The following is a 15,351-nucleotide window of genomic DNA, read 5'->3' on the forward strand; positions in this document are numbered from 1 at the left end:
GGTTCAGCCTACGATCTTGTCGATTTGCGCCGCCGTCGCGTCCATCTCGGCCTGGACGTTGCCAGAGACCAGCGCCTTGGAGATGCCGGACTGCAGGGCAAGCGTCACTTTCGCGTATTCAGGCGTGATCGGCCGCGCCGTGGCGCCCGTGAAGACTTTCTCGAGGCTGGCCATGAACGGCTGTTCCTTCTTGATCTGTGCGTCCTGGAACAGCGCCGGCCGCGTCGGTGCGAGGCCGAAGTTCAGCGCGATGCGGTGCTGGACCTCGGTCGACGACAGCCAGGTCAAGAGCTCGATCGCGGCTTCGCGCTGCTTCGAGTTGGCATTGACGCCGAGCTGGTAGCCGCCGAGGCAGGCCGAGCTCTTGCCGCCGGGGAACGACGGCAGCGGCGCGACGCCGACCTTGTCGACCACCTGGGAAGCCTTGGCGTCTTGGGCGATCGGGTAGACATACGACCAGTTGCGCATGAACATCGCCTTGCCCGAGGTAAAGGGCTGACGCGACGGCTCCTCGTCCCAGGACAGCACGTCCTTCGGGCTGATCTTGTTGGTGGCGAGGGTGTCGTGCAGGAACTGGATCGCCTCTACCGCGCCCTTCTGGTTGATCAGCGACGACTTGCCGTCGGGCGCCAGGATGGCGCCGTTGTTGGAGGTGATGATCTCGACCGCGTCGCAGACCAGAACCTCGGCCTGCTTGCCTTGCCAGAGATAGCCGTAATCGATGTCGCCGGCCTTCTGCGCGGCGGCGGCGATGGTCGCCATGTCGGCCCAGCTTTCCGGCACCTTGCCGCCATGCTTTTCCAGCACGTCCTTGCGGTAATAGAACATGCCCGAATCCATGAACCAGGGAAGGGCGGTGAGCTTGCCGCCATAGGTACAGGCATCGAGGGTCCCGGTGAAGTAGGCGCTGCGCTTGTCGGCCGGGAAATACTCATCCAGCGGCAGCGCCCATCCGGCGGCGGCAAAGCCGGCGATCCAGATCACGTCCTGGCTGAAGACGTCGGGCGTGCCGGTGCGGCGGGCGAGCTGCTGCACCAGGCCCTGGTAGACCTCGGTCGAGGAGCTCGGCGGCGGCAGTTCGATGTTCTTGACCAGGATGCGGTCCTGCGATTCGTTGAAGGCCTTGATCAGGTCGCCAAAGGTCTCCTTGCCGAAGAAGGCGGCGCTGGCGAAGCTGATCTCGGCCCGGCTTTGAGCGCGAGCCCGGCCAATGCCGAGCGACGTCCCTGCCCCGAAAGCCGCCGCGCCGAGAAGGCCGGCGGAACCGATGAGAAATTGCCGGCGATCGGCGATGGTGACATGCCCAATCGACTTGGAACCGCTGCGCGGCACCTTCCTTGACTCGTCCATGTGTAGTCCTCCCAGAGTTGACGGCAGCCACTCCCGCCCGTCCAACTTCGCACATGATTTATAAAAAATTGTCGCGCGTCAAGATTTAAACTGCATATTGGTGCATCAATATGCTTATGACGTGGGCGAAGGATGGCCACGTGAACGAAGAATCGCCGATCCTGACGGACGGACGCCGACTGGAGGAATGATGGAAAAGCTTGGTGTAGGGGTCATAGGTTGCGGCAACATCGCCATGACCTACATGCGCAACGCAGCACTTTTTGCAGGCTTGGAGTTGAAGGCCTGCGCCGACATCTCCGCGGACGCGGCCGCCCTGCGGGCCCGCGAATACGGCATCAGGGCAATGGGCGTCGATGCCCTGCTTGCCGATCCCGAAATCGGCCTGGTTCTCAACCTCACCGTTCCCGCCGTGCATTTCGACGTCACCATGTCGGCGCTTTCGGCCGGCAAGCACGTCTTCACCGAAAAGCCGCTTGCCACCTCAGCCGCCGACGGACAACGACTGGTCAGCGAGGCGAAGTCGCGCGGCCTGCTGCTTGGCTCGGCGCCCGACACCTTCCTCGGCGCTGCCGGACGCCGCGCGCGCCGGCTGATGGACGCCGGCGCCATCGGCCGTCCGGTCACCGGCACCGCCTTCATGATGGGCCGCGGCATGGAGCACTGGCACCCCAACCCGCAATTCTACTACCAGCCTGGCGGCGGCCCGGTGTTCGACATGGGCCCCTATTATCTGACCATGCTGGTCAACCTGCTTGGCCCGGTCGAGCGTGTCATGGCGATGGCGACGCGCGGCCAGGAGGAAAGGCTGATCACCGCCGACGGACCGTTCAAGAACACCACATTCAAGGTCGGCACGCCGACCAACGTGCTATCGCTGCTTGAATTCCGCTCCGGTGCGACGGTCACCTTCGGCGCCTCGTGGGACATCTTTCGCCACTCCAACCATCCGATCGAGCTGCACGGCACGGAGGGCTCGCTGCGCCTGCCCGATCCCGACACGTTCGGCGGCACCGTGTCGCTGTCCGAGCGCGGCGCCGACTGGAAGGACTTTGCCAGCGAAGGCGACCTCTACGGCGCCCGCAACTGGCCTTATGCGGCGCCCGACCGCGCCAATTACCGCATGCTCGGCGTCGCCGATCTGGCGCGTTCGCTTCAAACCGGCAACACGCCACGCGCCTCCGGCAACCTTGCGCTGCATGTGCTTGAGATCATGGAGGCGATCCTGCGTTCCGGCGAGGGCCAGGGCTCGGTGATGGTCGCGAGCGATGTCACCCAACCAGCCCTGCTGACCGAGGAAGAGGCAAGCGACCTGCTTGCCTGAGGATATGACGATGACACTCGATCCGGATGCGCTGCACGTCCTCGAAATCGGCCGCGCGGCCGGCGGAGAGCCGTTCGAGAATGGGGACGTAGCGGCGGCGCGGGCCGCCTACAACGCCTCGTTCCCGACACTGCAGGGCGAGCGCGAACCGGTCGCTGCGACCTTGGAACAGCGGATCGATGGGCCGAACGGCCCCATCGCGGTCCGCATCCATCGGGGCATCGGCGCACCACAAAGCGGGGCGCCGGCGCTGCTCTACCTGCATGGCGGCGGCTGGGTCGTCGGCAACCTCGATTCGCATGACGAGATCTGCCGCTGGCTGGCCAATCTCGGCGGCGCCGTCATTGTCTGTCCCGACTATCGCCTGGCACCGGACCACAAGTTTCCCGCCGGGCTGGAGGATTGTCTGGCGACACTGCGCTTCATGACGCAGAACGCCGCCGCTCTCGGGATCGACCCATCCCGCATCGGCGTTGCCGGCGACAGCGCCGGCGGCAATCTCGCCGCAGTGCTGGCGCTGCTTTCTCGCGATGGGCTGGCGCCATCCCTCGCCGCACAGATCCTGATCTATCCCAACACCGATGCGCGGCAGACGGCCGACAGCTACCGGCGTTTCGGCGACGGTTTCGGGCTGACGGCAACCACCATGGCATGGTTCCGCGACCACTATGTGCGAACGCCTGACGACATCGTGGACTGGCGCGTCTCGCCCTTGCTGGCACCCGATCTCGGCGGCGTCGCGCCGGCTTTCGTCGCACTTGCCGGCTGCGACATCCTTGCCGACGAAGGCGAAGCCTATGCCGAACGCCTGCAAGCCGCGGGCGTGCCGCTGGTCCTGCGGCAATGGCCGGGCAAGATCCACGGCTTCGTCTCGATGGGGCGCCATATCCCCGCCGCGCGGCAAGCGGTGGCCGAAGCGGTGGCGGCCTGGCGCCAGTTCGAGAAGGATCGCTGAAGCTGGACGCTCAGGCCGACTGACGCATCACCAGCGTCGCGCCGAGCTTGACCCTTTGCGCCATGCCCTGCCTTGGCGGTTCGGCCTCGTCCAGCAGAGCTAGCAGGATCTCGACGCTGCGGCCTGCCATGGCGGCGAAATCCTGTGCCATGGTGGTCAGTGCCGGACAGGTGTAGCGGCTCAGCGGATGATCGTCATGCGCGGCAACGCGCAGATCGCAGTCAGGTCTGCGGCCGATCTTCAGTCCGCGCGAGAACGCGGCCGCCATCACGCCGAAGGCCAGACGATCATTGGCGCACAGGATGGTGCGGCCTGGCAGACCGCCAACATCGAGTGTCCTTTCCATCCATTCATGGCCGATGCGCTCGAAGTCCCAGGTGTAGTCGCGCGCCGCGTCGATGACGACCGGTTCCAAGCCGGCGACTTTCATCGTCGCGATGTAGCTTTGCAGCCGCTCCCCCGAATTGTGGTTGACATGCGGAATGTCGACATAGACAGGCGGTTCTCCGGACCGGTTGAGATAGTCAACCATGGTCGACGTGCTCTGGTGGTTGTCGTTACCGACGAAGGGCGTGTCACCCTCGATATAGGTGTCGAAATAGACGATCGGAATGTCCGTCCCGAGCTTGTCGAAAACGTTACGGTCAGAGGCCAGGCCCAGCGGCGCGATGATCGCGCCGGCGACCTTAAGTGACAGCAGCGTCCTGACCGATTCCGCCTCCAGCTTCTGCGAGCCATGCGAAGAAATGACGATCGGCCAATAGCCCTCGTCGCGGCAGCGAAATTCGATGCGGCTGACCATCTCGGCATAGAACGGGTCGGTGATCGTCGGTACGACGATGCCAATGTTGCGGGTGCGCTTGCGGTTTAGATTGCGGGCGAAAAGGTTCGGCTGATAGTCCGAGGAACGCAACGCGGCTTCAATGCGCGCCCGCGTTGCCGGCTTCACACTCGCCGGATCGTCAAAATATTTCGACAGCGTCGGCCGGGACACGCCACATGCCCGGGCAAAATCATCCATCGTGCGGTGCGTCTTCTCCGCCATCGAACGTCAGGTCCCTCTTGCCCACACCCGCCGATCGGAACGATCCGCCTATCACCAGTCATGCGGCCATTGTCCGAGGGCGGCAATGCTTGGCCGAACTTATTCCGTCAATTTTCACAGTTTCCAGTACAGCGCAAAAACATTACGAGCGTCAATTTATTTGTTGACAATATGAAAAATGACATGCCTCGATCAGAACGAAGGCTCCCGTCGTGCGGCGGGATTCCAGATCGCCGTGTGACGGGATAGGTTCCGACTAGATGCTTGCCGCGCGGGCCATCGGCAAGGGTCCGGCTTGCCAAATGCCGCCGTGCCGCCCATACACGGCTGGGCAATCGCCCCCGCCCCGTTCACGCCCCACCTGCCAGGGATCCTGTCCGATGTCTGCGACGCCGTACCCCCGGTCAAAGCCGTGACGGATCCTTCCATGCCATCTCTCGCCAGCCTGGGCTGGACGGATTTTTTCGGCGACCAGCTCGAGCCCGGCGAAGCCAATCTCGTCCCTGCGCGGATCGCCACGGTCCATCGCGACCGCCTGACCGGCCTGTCCCGGGCAGGGCCAATCGATCTGACGCTGCCGGCGCAGGCGAACACCGGTGACTACGCCGTCGGCGACTGGGTGCTCGTCGACGCGCATGACCGGCTTGTGCAGCGCCGCCTGACCCGCAAGACGGTGCTGGAACGCCGCACCCAGGGCGGTCGGGTGCCGCAGCTGGCAGCGGCCAACGTCGACACCCTGTTCATCGTCACCTCATGCAATGCCGACTTCAATCCGGCCCGGCTCGAGCGCTATCTGGCGCTGGCCAACGAGGCTGGAACGACGCCGGTGATCCTGTTGACCAAGGCGGATACCGCGGCCGACGCCGAGGCGTATCAGCGGCAGGCCGCCGCGCTGCAACGCGGCCTAGCGGTGGTGACGCTGAACCCGCGCACATCGGATGCCGCGACCGCGCTCGCCACCTGGTGCGGTGCTGGCCAGACGGTCGCGCTGGTCGGCTCCTCCGGCGTCGGCAAATCGACGCTTGTCAACACGCTGGCCGGATCTGGCCAGCGCTTGCCGCAACAGACCGGAGACATCCGCGAACACGACGCCAAGGGGCGCCACACCACCACGTCGCGGTCACTGCACGCCATTGCGGGCGGCGGCTGGGTGATCGATACGCCGGGAATGCGGACGCTGCAGGTCAGCGACGTCGCCTACGGCATCGACACGCTGTTTGCCGAAATCACCGAGCTCGCGCCGCTCTGCAAGTTCCGCGACTGCACACACGTGCATGAACCGGGCTGTGCGGTGCAGGCTGCCTTGAAGGCTGGCACGCTCGATCCGGAGCGTCTTGCCCGCTGGCGGAAACTGTCCGACGAAAACCAGAGCAACACGCCGGTTCAGAGCGGACCTCGCGGAGCCAAATCCCTAGGCGGTCGCGCAAAAAGGCGTTGAACGACCGATGCACGTGCCCCTGGCTTCAGAGCCGCGCCGTGCCGAAAACACGATCCCAGAATATGGACGTGACACCGAAATTGACCGTTTCGTCGACATGATGATGCACGGCGTGGCGGCGCTTGAGTGTGTAGAGATAACTCGGATGGGAGGGATGCCAATGATGGATCATGTGATGGACGCTGATGTACCAGAGGTAGCCCAGCATCAGCCCGCAACTTACCGCGCTTGCGGCGGCGAAACCTGAAATCATCCAGACCGGGAAAAACGCGACCAGCGCATGCACTCCAAGGCTGAGCCAGGTCGGCGTGCCCACCGAACTGCGCTCTTCGACATGGTGACGATCATGCAGGTCCTTGATGTAGGGGATGTGGTGCAGGACGAACCTGTGCAGGACGTATTCGGTCAACGTCCAGAGCAAGAGGCAGGCGACGACAGTGACTATCCAGCCCGGCGCATTGTCTTCGCCGGCCTCGATCAGCCCGGCCACTGCCAGCACGGCGATCACCAGCGGATACACCACGAAGTCGCTGTAGTAGCCAATAAGACCGAGTTGCATCGTCACGCCTCATCTAGCCTTCGAGCCGCCAAATAAGCGATGGTCAGATTGCCGGACTCGCGGAAGAGGAGCAATGCAGTCGCACCTGACATAGCGTCGCAATCATTCGGCGCAAGGTCGGCGCCCATGACCAGGGAATCGGTGGACCGCCGCCTTCGCAATCAGCTTTACAAACGGACATTAAAAAATGGCAAAACGTAGTGCGGGGTTGCTGATCTACCGCCAAGACGACGGCGGTCTTCGGGTGCTGCTGGTTCATCCGGGCGGACCGTTCTGGGCGAAGAAGGACGATGGCGCGTGGTCGATACCGAAGGGCCTCGTCGATGAGAACGAGGACGAGTTGACGGCGGCGCGACGCGAGACCGAGGAAGAGCTCGGCATCAAGGTCGATGGTCCCTTCACGCGGCTCGGCGACTACAGGCAGCCGGGTGGAAAGATCGTCGTGGCGTGGTCCGTCGAGGCGCGTATCGACATCGATGTGGCAGCCATCAGGAGCAACACCTTCACCATGGAGTGGCCGCCAAGGTCGGGATCGATGAAGGAATTCCCGGAAGTCGACAGAGCCGGCTGGTTCGCCTTGCCCGAGGCCGAGGTCAAGATCCTCAAGGGGCAGCGACCGATGCTGTCGGATCTTGCCAGGCAAAAAGACGCTGAACGATGATCGCCGGCGGTGCGGCCCTTATAGCGCGCCGCGCTTTGAGGCTATGTTTTATGCATGTCGTTGTCCCAAGACCGGGACCACTTTTGGGCGACCTGCATCAGGCCGCGGACTCATAAAGGCGAAGCGCCAATCTGATGGCCGCCAAGGCCAAAACAACTCCCCGCGCACGCGAGAACAATCACTAGCGCCGAATGTCGCAATTGAGCGCCAGCTCGGCGTATCTCATGGCGACTCTCTTACTGCTCCCGGTACAAATTATTGGTCAGGTCAGTTGACTCAAGGAGAATTTGCATGCGCGGTCATTGCTTATGTGGCGCTATTGCTTTTGAAGTCGATGGCCCGGCACAAGCATGCGTGAGCTGTCATTGCGAAAGTTGTCGGCGGCAATGTTCTGCGCCGATGACCACCTACATTGGCGTCTTGGACAGCCAATGGCGATGGCTGGGCAAGCCACCGAAGGTATTCAACTCTTCTCCCGGTGTGGAAAGAACATTTTGCGATAAATGTGGCTCGCCGCTGTCCTTCCGCTCAAAGAACATGTCCGGTGTCATGCATTTTTTTGCCGCAGCGATGGAGGAGCCGGAAAAATTTGCACCCACGCTGCATGTCGCTTTTGAGGAGAAGCTCCCTTGGTTGAAACTCGCCGACGGCCTGCCGACACGGTTTGGGCCTGACTATACGAAAAACTAGTAAGGCAGGCCGACATAGTTCTCGGCGAGCGCAGTCGACGCTGCACGCGAGTGTACGAGGTAGTCGAGCTCGGCCTCCTGGATGCGCTGGCCGAAATCGCCGGTGTCGGGAAAGCGGTGCAGCATCGTCGTCATCCACCAGGAGAAGCGTACCGCCTTCCACACCCTTGCCAACGCCTTGCCTGAATAGGCGTCGATGCCGGCCATCGATTTGTCGCGGTAGAAGTCGCGCAAACCGGCAAACAAATAGCGCACATCGCTGGCGGCGAGGTTGAGGCCCTTGGCGCCGGTCGGCGGCACGATGTGGGCGGCGTCCCCGACCAGGAACATCCGGCCGAAACGCAGTGGCTCGGCAACGAAGGAGCGCAGGGGCGCGATCGACTTCTCGAAGGAAGGCCCGGTGACCACGCTTGCCGCCGTCTGTTCCGGCAGACGGCGACGCAACTCATCCCAGAAGCGGTCGTCCGACCACGCCTCGACGCGGTCGCCCTCGGGGCACTGGACATAGTAGCGGCTGCGATGCGTCGAGCGCATCGAGCACAGCGCAAAACCCCGCTCATGGTTGGCGTAGACCAGTTCGTGGTCGGCCGGCGGCACTTCGGCCAGCACGCCGAGCCAACCGAACGGATAGTGGCGCTCGAAGGTCTTCAGCGCGCGCTCAGGCACCGATTTGCGGCTGACGCCATGATAGCCGTCACAGCCTGCAATAAAATCGCACTCGATGCGATGGGTGACGCCGTCCTTGTCATAGGTGGCAAAAGGCGCCTTGCCGTCGAAATCGTGCAGCGTGACGTTTGCCGCCTCGTAGATCGTGGTCAGTCCTGCCGCATCGCGCTTGTCCATCAGATCATGCGTCACTTCGGTCTGGCCGTAGACGGTGACATGCCTGCCGCCGGTCAGCGCCTCGATGTCGATGCGGTGCAGGCGTCCGTCGAAGGCGAGCGAGATGCCGGAATGCGGCAGCCCTTCGGCGTGCAGCCGTGCCGCGGCACCCGCTTCCTCCAGCAGTTCGACGGTACCCTGTTCGAGCACACCGGCGCGCACGCGGCCGAGCACATGCTCGCGGCTGGCGCGCTCCAGAATGACCGTCTCGATGCCGATCGTGCCGAGAAGCTGGCCAAGCAGCAGGCCGGACGGTCCGGACCCGACAATGAGGATCTGCGTGCGCATGTTCTTGTGCATGTCGTTATCCCAAAACCGCTGCGCACTTTTGGGCGACATGCATCAGCGTCCCAGGCTTTCGACCTGCCCGGCCAGTTCGGCGGCAAGGCGCAGCGACGCGGCTGTCGCCACCACCATCTGCGGCAGCAGCAGCCATTCCAGCGTCCAGGCAGCACCGGAGCGCTCCTGCTCATGCACCAGCGCCTGATGTATGCCGGAAAGCTGCGTGGCGTTGAAACGGGCAAGCGCCACCAGCGCCTCGGCCTTTACCGGATTCTGCTTGTGCGGCATGGCCGACGAGCCGCCACCGCCAGAGAGTTCGATGTCGGCGCCGCCTTGCGCCATCAAGGCAATGTCCTGGCCAAACTTGCCGAGGCTGCCCGTCACCAGCGACAACCAGCCGGCGAAATCGGCGAGCGAATCGCGCTGGCTATGCCATTGCGGCGCATCGGCAAGGCCAAGCTTTGCCGCAAGGCCCGCGCGCACCGCCAGCCCCTTGTCATCTAGCTTTTCCAGCGTGCCGGCAGCGCCGCCAAACTGCACCACCAACAGGCGCCTCGACTGTTCCGCCAGCCTCTCCTGGTGTCGTTGCAGCGGCGCCCGCCATGCTGCCACGCGATTTGATACCCGGATGGGAATAGCCTTCTGCATGCGGGTGATCCCGGTCAGCGCCCTGCCCCCGAAGCGCTCTTCGAGCGAGGCGAAGCGCATGCCGGTTTCGGTTAACAGGAGGCCAAGATGTTCGACGACGGATTTGAGCCGAAGCATCAGGCCTGTGTCGACGACATCCTGGCTGGTCGCGCCGAAATGAACGGAGGCACCATGCGGTTCGCCGACCGCCGCCCTGATCTGGCGCACCAGTTCCGGCACCATGACGCCGTCCCTGGCGACACCGGCGCGCAGCAAGGCGGTGTCGGGCCGGAACGTCCCAAGCCCCACCACGATGGCTGCTGCCGCCTCCCCCGTGATCAGTCCGCTTTCCGCTTCCACTTCGGCCAGCGCGCGCTCGAAGGCTAGCATCGCCTCGATTTCCGCTTCGACGGAAAAATGCCGGCTCGCTTCCTCGTCGCCGAGAAGTGCGGAGAGCAATGGATGGTCGAAGGGCGAAACGGTCATGGCGCGGGCCTCCTAGCTGTCGAAGAAGACCGTTTCCTTCTCCCCCTGGAGATGGACGTCGAAGACATAAATATCGCCCTTGCGCTCGGCGATCAGCGTCGGCACGCGGATGCGGTGCTCGATGCGCGCCAGGATCGGATCCTGCGCATTGGCCTCTTCCTCGTCGGAAAAATACAGCCGCGTGTGCAGGCCGAGATTGATGCCGCGGGCGACGATCCAGAGCGTGATGTGCGGCGCCATCAGGCGACCATCGCTGAACGCCACGCGGCCCGGCTTGATGGTGTCGAACGTGCACAGGCCGGTGTCCATGTCGGTCGGGCAACGGCCCCAGCCGGGGAAATTCGGATCGGCCGTGCCGCGCAGTTCCGCCGGCGAATTGTATAGCCCGTCGGCATCCGCCTGCCAGATCTCGATCAGCGCGTCCTTCAGCGGCGTGCCGGTGCCGTCGAGCACCCGGATGCGCAGGCCGATGCGCTCGCCCCTGGTCTTGTCGTTGACCATGGCCGCACCAAGGTCGCTCGCGTAGACGCCGCCGATGCCGCAGAAATTGGGCGTCAGCCCGATATGGACGTAGGGTCCCGCGGTTTGCGAGGGGCTTTCCCTGAGCCGGTCGAGCGACTGGGCCATCAATTGCCCTCCAGCCTGTTTTCGAACAGCGAGGAGCGGCGCCCGCGCAGCACGATGTCGAACTTGTAGGCGCGAGCGTCGAAGGGGATCGTCGCCTGAATGTCCAGCGCAGCGATCAGCGTTTCGATGGCTGCCTTGTCGGGAATGCCGCGCGCGATGGGGCAGTGCCAGATCAGCGGGTCGCCCTCAAAATACATCTGCGTGATCAGCCGTTGCGCGAAGCCATGGCCGAAGACCGAAAAATGGATGTGCGATGGCCGCCAGTCGTTCGGCCCGTTCGGCCAGGGATAGGGACCGGGCTTGACGGTGCGAAAGGCATAGCCGCCATCCTCACTGGTGATGGCGCGGCCGCAGCCGCCAAAGTTCGGGTCGAGCGGCGCCAGGTAACCGTCCTTCTTGTGACGGTAGCGGCCACCGGCATTGGCCTGCCAGAATTCGAGCAGCGCGCCGGGCACGCCAACGCCACGTTCGTCGAGCACCCGCCCGTGGACGATGATGCGCTCGCCGATGGCGCTCTCGCCGGGTCTGGCGAAATTGTGCATCAGGTCGCCATCGAGTTCGCCGAGCATAGCGTGACCGAAGACCGGCCCTGCAATCTCCGACAGCGTGTTGTCGAAGGCGAGCAGCGCCTTCTGCGGCGAACGCAACACGGAAGTCTTGTAGTTCGGCGTCAGCGCCGGCGGATGCCAGGTCCGGTCGCGCTGGAAGAAGGCGCCGGTCTCGGGCTTCCGGTTCGATCCGGACTCAGCGGGCATTCTTGGCTCCGTCCATTTCCGAAAACACGTCCTTGGCGATCTTGAAGGCACGGTTGGCGGCCGGCACGCCGGCATAGATGGCGACATGCAGGAACGCTTCGCAGATGTCGTCGCGCGAGGCACCGGTGTTGGCGGTGGCGCGCACATGCATGGCGACCTCCTCATCATGGCCGAGTGCTGCCAGCAGGGCCAGCGTGACGATCGAGCGCTCGCGCTTGGTGAAGCCCGGCCGTGCCCACACCGTCCCCCAGGCGGCCTCGGTGATCAGCTCCTGGAAAGGCTGGTCGAAACCGGTGACGGCGACCTCGGCCCGGTCGACATGCGGATCGCCGAGCACGGACCGCCGTACGCCAAGGCCCGCGCGATATCTGGCGGTGTTGCCGGGGACTTCATCCATGGGTTTCGGCTCCAAGGGCAAGCGATGCGATAAAATGGCGGATCAGGGCGACAAGTGCTTCGGGCTGTTCGACACAGGGAATATGTCCGGCGTCGCGGATGATCTCGAAGCGCGCGCCGGGAATGAGAGCGGCCAGCGAGCGGACAAGATCGGGAGGCGTCGAGCCGTCCTGATCACCGGCGATGCAAAGCGTCGGTACGGAGATACGGCGCGCAGCCTCGGTGAAATCGGCGTCGCGAACGGCCGCGCATGTCCCGAGATAGCCGGCGAGCGCCTGCCTGGTCAGCATGTTCCAGTAGCCGTCGAGCTCGGCTGAACGCGTTGCGTGGAAGCTGGGGGTGAACCACACTTTGAGCACACCATCGGCAATCTCCTGGATTCCTTTGCTTTCGACCGTTGCGATGCGCGTGTTCCAGCTGTCCGTCGTGCCGATCTTGTGGGCCGTGTCGCATAGGATCATGGCCTCGACGATCTCGGGTCGCCGGGCATAGAGGCCTTGCGCGACCATGCCGCCCACCGACAGGCCGCACAGTACGACCTTCTCCAACCCGAAATGATCGAGGAGCGCCGAGAGATCGTCGACATGATCGTCGATCGACCTGATGTCGCCGATGTCGGACAGGCCGTGGCCGCGCTTGTCATAGACCAGCAAGGGCATTTCCCCATCAAGAGCAGAGACAATTTCGTCCCAGATCCGGAAGTCGGTGCCGAGCGAATTGATGAACACGATCGGGCGCGCACTGCCGTTCGCCCTGACGTGACGGTGATGCAGCGTGATGCCGCCGATGGTGACGAATGGCACGATTTCGATCCTCCATCTCCACATTGCACAAGGCATTTGGTTCGGTAAAATGATATTTTGCGCCGTTTCATTAACTTAGGGGTTATCAAATCCATGTCCGAGAGCCGCATCCGGTTCCGTCACCTGCAGGCATTCCTGGAAGTTGCACGGCAAGGAAGCGTGGCGCGAGCGGCCGATTTGCTGCATGTCAGCCCACCGGCGGTGACCAAGACGTTGCGCGAACTGGAAGAGGCGCTCGGCGTCGCGATGGTCGAACGCGATGGCCGCGGCATCAGGCTGACGCGCATCGGCGAGATCTTCCTTCGCCATGCCGGCACGGCGATCACGGCGCTCAAGCAAGGCGTCGATTCCGTCAGGCAGGATGGGGCGGTCAACCGGCACCCGATCCGCATCGGCGCGCTGCCGACGGTGTCGGCGCGGGTGATGCCGCTTGCCATGACCCTGTTCCTCAAGGAGGGCACCGGGGCGGCGATCAAGATCGTCACCGGCGAGAACGCGGTGCTGCTCGAACAATTGCGCACCGGCGCGCTCGATCTCGTTGTCGGGCGGCTGGCAGCGCCGGAGAACATGACCGGCTTCTTCTTCGAGCACCTCTACTCCGAACAGGTGCTGTTCGTGGTGCGAGCGGGACATCCGCTGCTTGATCCCGAGCAGGACGTGTTCGCACGGCTCGACGAATTCCCGATGCTGATGCCGACGCGGGAATCCGTCATCCGCCCGTTCGTCGACCGGCTGTTCATCACCAACGGCATGACCGCGCCGGCAACCGAGATCGAAACCGTCTCGGACTCGTTCGGTCGCGCCTTCCTGCGGCAGAGCAATGCCGTCTGGATCATTTCGGCCGGCGTCGTCGCCAATGAACTGGGCAGCGGTGCCTTCGTCGCCTTGCCGGTCAACACCGAGGAAACCAAGGGCCCGGTCGGCCTGACGATGCGGACGGATACCGCGCCCTCGCCGGCCTTCTCCATCCTGCTGCAGACCATCCGCGAAGCGGCAAGGCAAGGCAGCTGACGGCTCGGACATTCCAACCGGACGTCGTCTCAGCCGGGCAGTTTCCTAACCCAGGGGTTAATGAAACACCGCAAAATATCATTTTACCGAACCAAACCGGTGGTGCACTGTGACGATGGAGGAGCCACAGAGGGAGGAAAATATGACCCACGCCATTGGCAGCAGATCCACAATTCCGGGCCTATCGCGACGGCAGTTCATCGCCACATCGATTGCCGGCGGCACGGCGCTCGCGCTTGGCGGCCGCGGCGCGTTTGCCCAGGCGGGCAACACGCTCAAGGTCGGCTTCGTCAGCCCGCGCACCGGGCCGCTCGCCGGGTTCGGCCAGACCGACGGCTATGTGCTCGATCTGGCCCGCAAGGCGCTGGCCGGCGGGCTCGACTTGGGCGGCAGGAAGTACAGCGTCGAAATCCTCGACCAGGACACGCAGTCCGACCCGTCGCGGGCCGGCCAGTTGGCCAAGGACCTGATCAACAACCAGGCCATCGACCTGATGCTGGCGGTGTCGACGCCCGAGGTGATCAACCCGGTGGCCGACGCCTGCGAAGCCGCAGGGGTGCCGTGCCTGTCGACAGTCATGCCTTGGGAGGCCTGGTACTTCGGCCGCGGCGCCAAGCCCGGCGCGCCCTCGCCGTTCAAATGGACCTATCATTTCGGCTTCGGCGTCGGCGAGTTCTTCAAGACCTACATCTCGCAGTGGAACTTGATCGAGACTAACAAGAAGGTCGGCGTCATGTATCCGAACGACGCCGACGGCAACGCCATCCGTGCCAATCTGGCGCCACTGCTGGCCAAGCAAGGGTTCACCATCGTCGATCCCGGCGCCTATGAAACCGGCACCACCGACTATTCCTCGCAGATCGCGCTGTTCAAGCAGGAAGGCGTCGAGATCTTCAATTCCTTCCCGATCCCGCCGGACTTCGCGGCGTTCTGGCGCCAGGCGGCACAGCAAGGCCTGATCAAGCAGATCAAGATCTGCCAGGTCGCCAAGACCGGGCTGTTCCCCTCGGATATCGAGGCGCTCGGCGATCTCGGCATGAAGATTTCGAGTGCCGCCTACTGGCACAAGGCATTCCCCTACAAGTCGCCCCTGACCGGCGTTTCGGGAACCGAGCTGGCCGACGGCTACGGGGCGGCGAGCGGCAAGCAGTGGACGCAGCAGCTCGGCGCCTCGATGTCGCTGCTCGACGCCGGCTTCGAAGCGCTGAAGGCAAGCAGCGACGCCAAGGACAAGGCCGCGGTGGCCAAGGCGCTGAGCCAGCTCAAGACCGAGACGATGATCGGCAAGGTCGATTTCACCAGCGGCCCGGTTGCCAATGTCTCGCCCGGCCCGATCATCGGCACGCAATGGGTGGCCGCCAAGGAAGGAGCCAAGTTCCCGCTCGACTATGTCGTGACCGAGAATGCCACGGACCCGAAAGTGCCCGTCGAAGCCAAGCTTCTGCCTTACAACGGCTGATG

Annotated in this window: 16 protein-coding genes; 7 read left to right on the forward strand and 9 right to left on the reverse strand. The window is 63.8% G+C overall.

The window, feature by feature from the left end:
* Nucleotides 1–3 precede the first annotated feature (3 nt).
* Nucleotides 4–1,350: an ABC transporter substrate-binding protein gene (locus AC07FD_RS04425; RefSeq protein ID WP_478348811.1), complete on the reverse strand. Its 1,347-nt coding sequence runs from the start codon at nt 1,348–1,350 to the stop codon at nt 4–6.
* Between the two features lie 187 nt (nt 1,351–1,537).
* Here AC07FD_RS04425 and AC07FD_RS04430 point away from each other — a divergent pair, with 187 nt between their 5' ends.
* Together AC07FD_RS04430 and AC07FD_RS04435 are read left to right on the forward strand one after the other, a co-directional pair.
* Complete coding sequence (locus tag AC07FD_RS04430) at nt 1,538–2,674, forward strand: Gfo/Idh/MocA family protein (protein ID WP_478348812.1); 1,137 nt, start codon at nt 1,538–1,540, stop codon at nt 2,672–2,674.
* A gap of 10 nt (nt 2,675–2,684) precedes the next feature.
* A complete protein-coding gene (locus AC07FD_RS04435) occupies nt 2,685–3,629 on the forward strand; it encodes an alpha/beta hydrolase (RefSeq protein WP_478348813.1) in 945 nt (314 codons plus the stop codon).
* Between the two features lie 10 nt (nt 3,630–3,639).
* Here the strand turns inward: AC07FD_RS04435 and AC07FD_RS04440 are convergent, their stop codons facing one another.
* Nucleotides 3,640–4,674, reverse strand: a complete 1,035-nt coding sequence (locus AC07FD_RS04440; RefSeq protein ID WP_477393866.1) for a LacI family DNA-binding transcriptional regulator — start codon at nt 4,672–4,674, stop codon at nt 3,640–3,642.
* Between the two features lie 427 nt (nt 4,675–5,101).
* Between AC07FD_RS04440 and rsgA the strand changes: the two genes are divergently transcribed.
* Nucleotides 5,102–6,112: a ribosome small subunit-dependent GTPase A gene (gene rsgA, locus AC07FD_RS04445; protein WP_477225898.1), complete on the forward strand. Its 1,011-nt coding sequence runs from the start codon at nt 5,102–5,104 to the stop codon at nt 6,110–6,112.
* Between the two features lie 25 nt (nt 6,113–6,137).
* Here the strand turns inward: rsgA and AC07FD_RS04450 are convergent, their stop codons facing one another.
* A complete protein-coding gene (locus AC07FD_RS04450; protein WP_478348814.1) occupies nt 6,138–6,671 on the reverse strand; it encodes a sterol desaturase family protein in 534 nt (177 codons plus the stop codon).
* 187 nt (nt 6,672–6,858) lie between these two features.
* Between AC07FD_RS04450 and AC07FD_RS04455 the strand changes: the two genes are divergently transcribed.
* Together AC07FD_RS04455 and AC07FD_RS04460 are read left to right on the forward strand one after the other, a co-directional pair.
* Nucleotides 6,859–7,332, forward strand: a complete 474-nt coding sequence (locus tag AC07FD_RS04455) for an NUDIX hydrolase (protein ID WP_478348815.1) — start codon at nt 6,859–6,861, stop codon at nt 7,330–7,332.
* A gap of 291 nt (nt 7,333–7,623) precedes the next feature.
* Complete coding sequence (locus AC07FD_RS04460; RefSeq protein WP_478348816.1) at nt 7,624–8,022, forward strand: GFA family protein; 399 nt, start codon at nt 7,624–7,626, stop codon at nt 8,020–8,022.
* On the opposite strand, the gene pobA is transcribed toward AC07FD_RS04460, so the two are convergent.
* From pobA to pcaD, 6 genes are read right to left on the reverse strand one after another with little or no spacing between them, the layout of a single operon-like run.
* Entirely contained in the window at nt 8,019–9,191 is a 1,173-nt protein-coding gene (pobA, locus tag AC07FD_RS04465) for a 4-hydroxybenzoate 3-monooxygenase (protein ID WP_478348930.1), read from the reverse strand. The two genes, AC07FD_RS04460 and pobA, sit on opposite strands and share 4 nt — an antisense overlap.
* Nucleotides 9,192–9,245: 54 nt before the next feature.
* Nucleotides 9,246–10,298, reverse strand: a complete 1,053-nt coding sequence (locus tag AC07FD_RS04470; protein ID WP_478348817.1) for a 3-carboxy-cis,cis-muconate cycloisomerase — start codon at nt 10,296–10,298, stop codon at nt 9,246–9,248.
* 12 nt (nt 10,299–10,310) lie between these two features.
* Nucleotides 10,311–10,925 carry a protocatechuate 3,4-dioxygenase subunit alpha gene (gene pcaG / locus AC07FD_RS04475; RefSeq protein ID WP_478348818.1) on the reverse strand — a complete coding sequence of 205 codons (615 nt, stop codon included), beginning with the start codon at nt 10,923–10,925 and terminating at the stop codon, nt 10,311–10,313.
* Entirely contained in the window at nt 10,925–11,680 is a 756-nt protein-coding gene (gene pcaH / locus AC07FD_RS04480) for a protocatechuate 3,4-dioxygenase subunit beta (RefSeq protein WP_478348819.1), read from the reverse strand. Before pcaH ends, pcaG begins: the two co-directional genes overlap by 1 nt.
* Nucleotides 11,670–12,077: a 4-carboxymuconolactone decarboxylase gene (gene pcaC / locus AC07FD_RS04485; RefSeq protein ID WP_478348820.1), complete on the reverse strand. Its 408-nt coding sequence runs from the start codon at nt 12,075–12,077 to the stop codon at nt 11,670–11,672. The genes pcaH and pcaC overlap by 11 nt, the downstream gene beginning before the upstream one ends.
* Nucleotides 12,070–12,879, reverse strand: coding sequence for a 3-oxoadipate enol-lactonase (pcaD, locus tag AC07FD_RS04490; protein WP_477300834.1), 810 nt, complete (start codon nt 12,877–12,879; stop codon nt 12,070–12,072). Before pcaD ends, pcaC begins: the two co-directional genes overlap by 8 nt.
* A 93-nt stretch (nt 12,880–12,972) precedes the next feature.
* On the opposite strand from pcaD, the gene pcaQ reads away from it, so the two are divergent.
* Both pcaQ and AC07FD_RS04500 read left to right on the forward strand, forming a co-directional pair.
* Nucleotides 12,973–13,890, forward strand: a complete 918-nt coding sequence (pcaQ, locus tag AC07FD_RS04495; RefSeq protein ID WP_478348821.1) for a pca operon transcription factor PcaQ — start codon at nt 12,973–12,975, stop codon at nt 13,888–13,890.
* 142 nt (nt 13,891–14,032) lie between these two features.
* Nucleotides 14,033–15,349 (forward strand): ABC transporter substrate-binding protein, encoded by a 1,317-nt coding sequence (locus AC07FD_RS04500; protein ID WP_478348822.1) that lies wholly within the window; start codon nt 14,033–14,035, stop codon nt 15,347–15,349.
* Nucleotides 15,350–15,351: the final 2 nt, after the last annotated feature.

Source organism: Mesorhizobium waitakense (assembly GCF_056431085.1).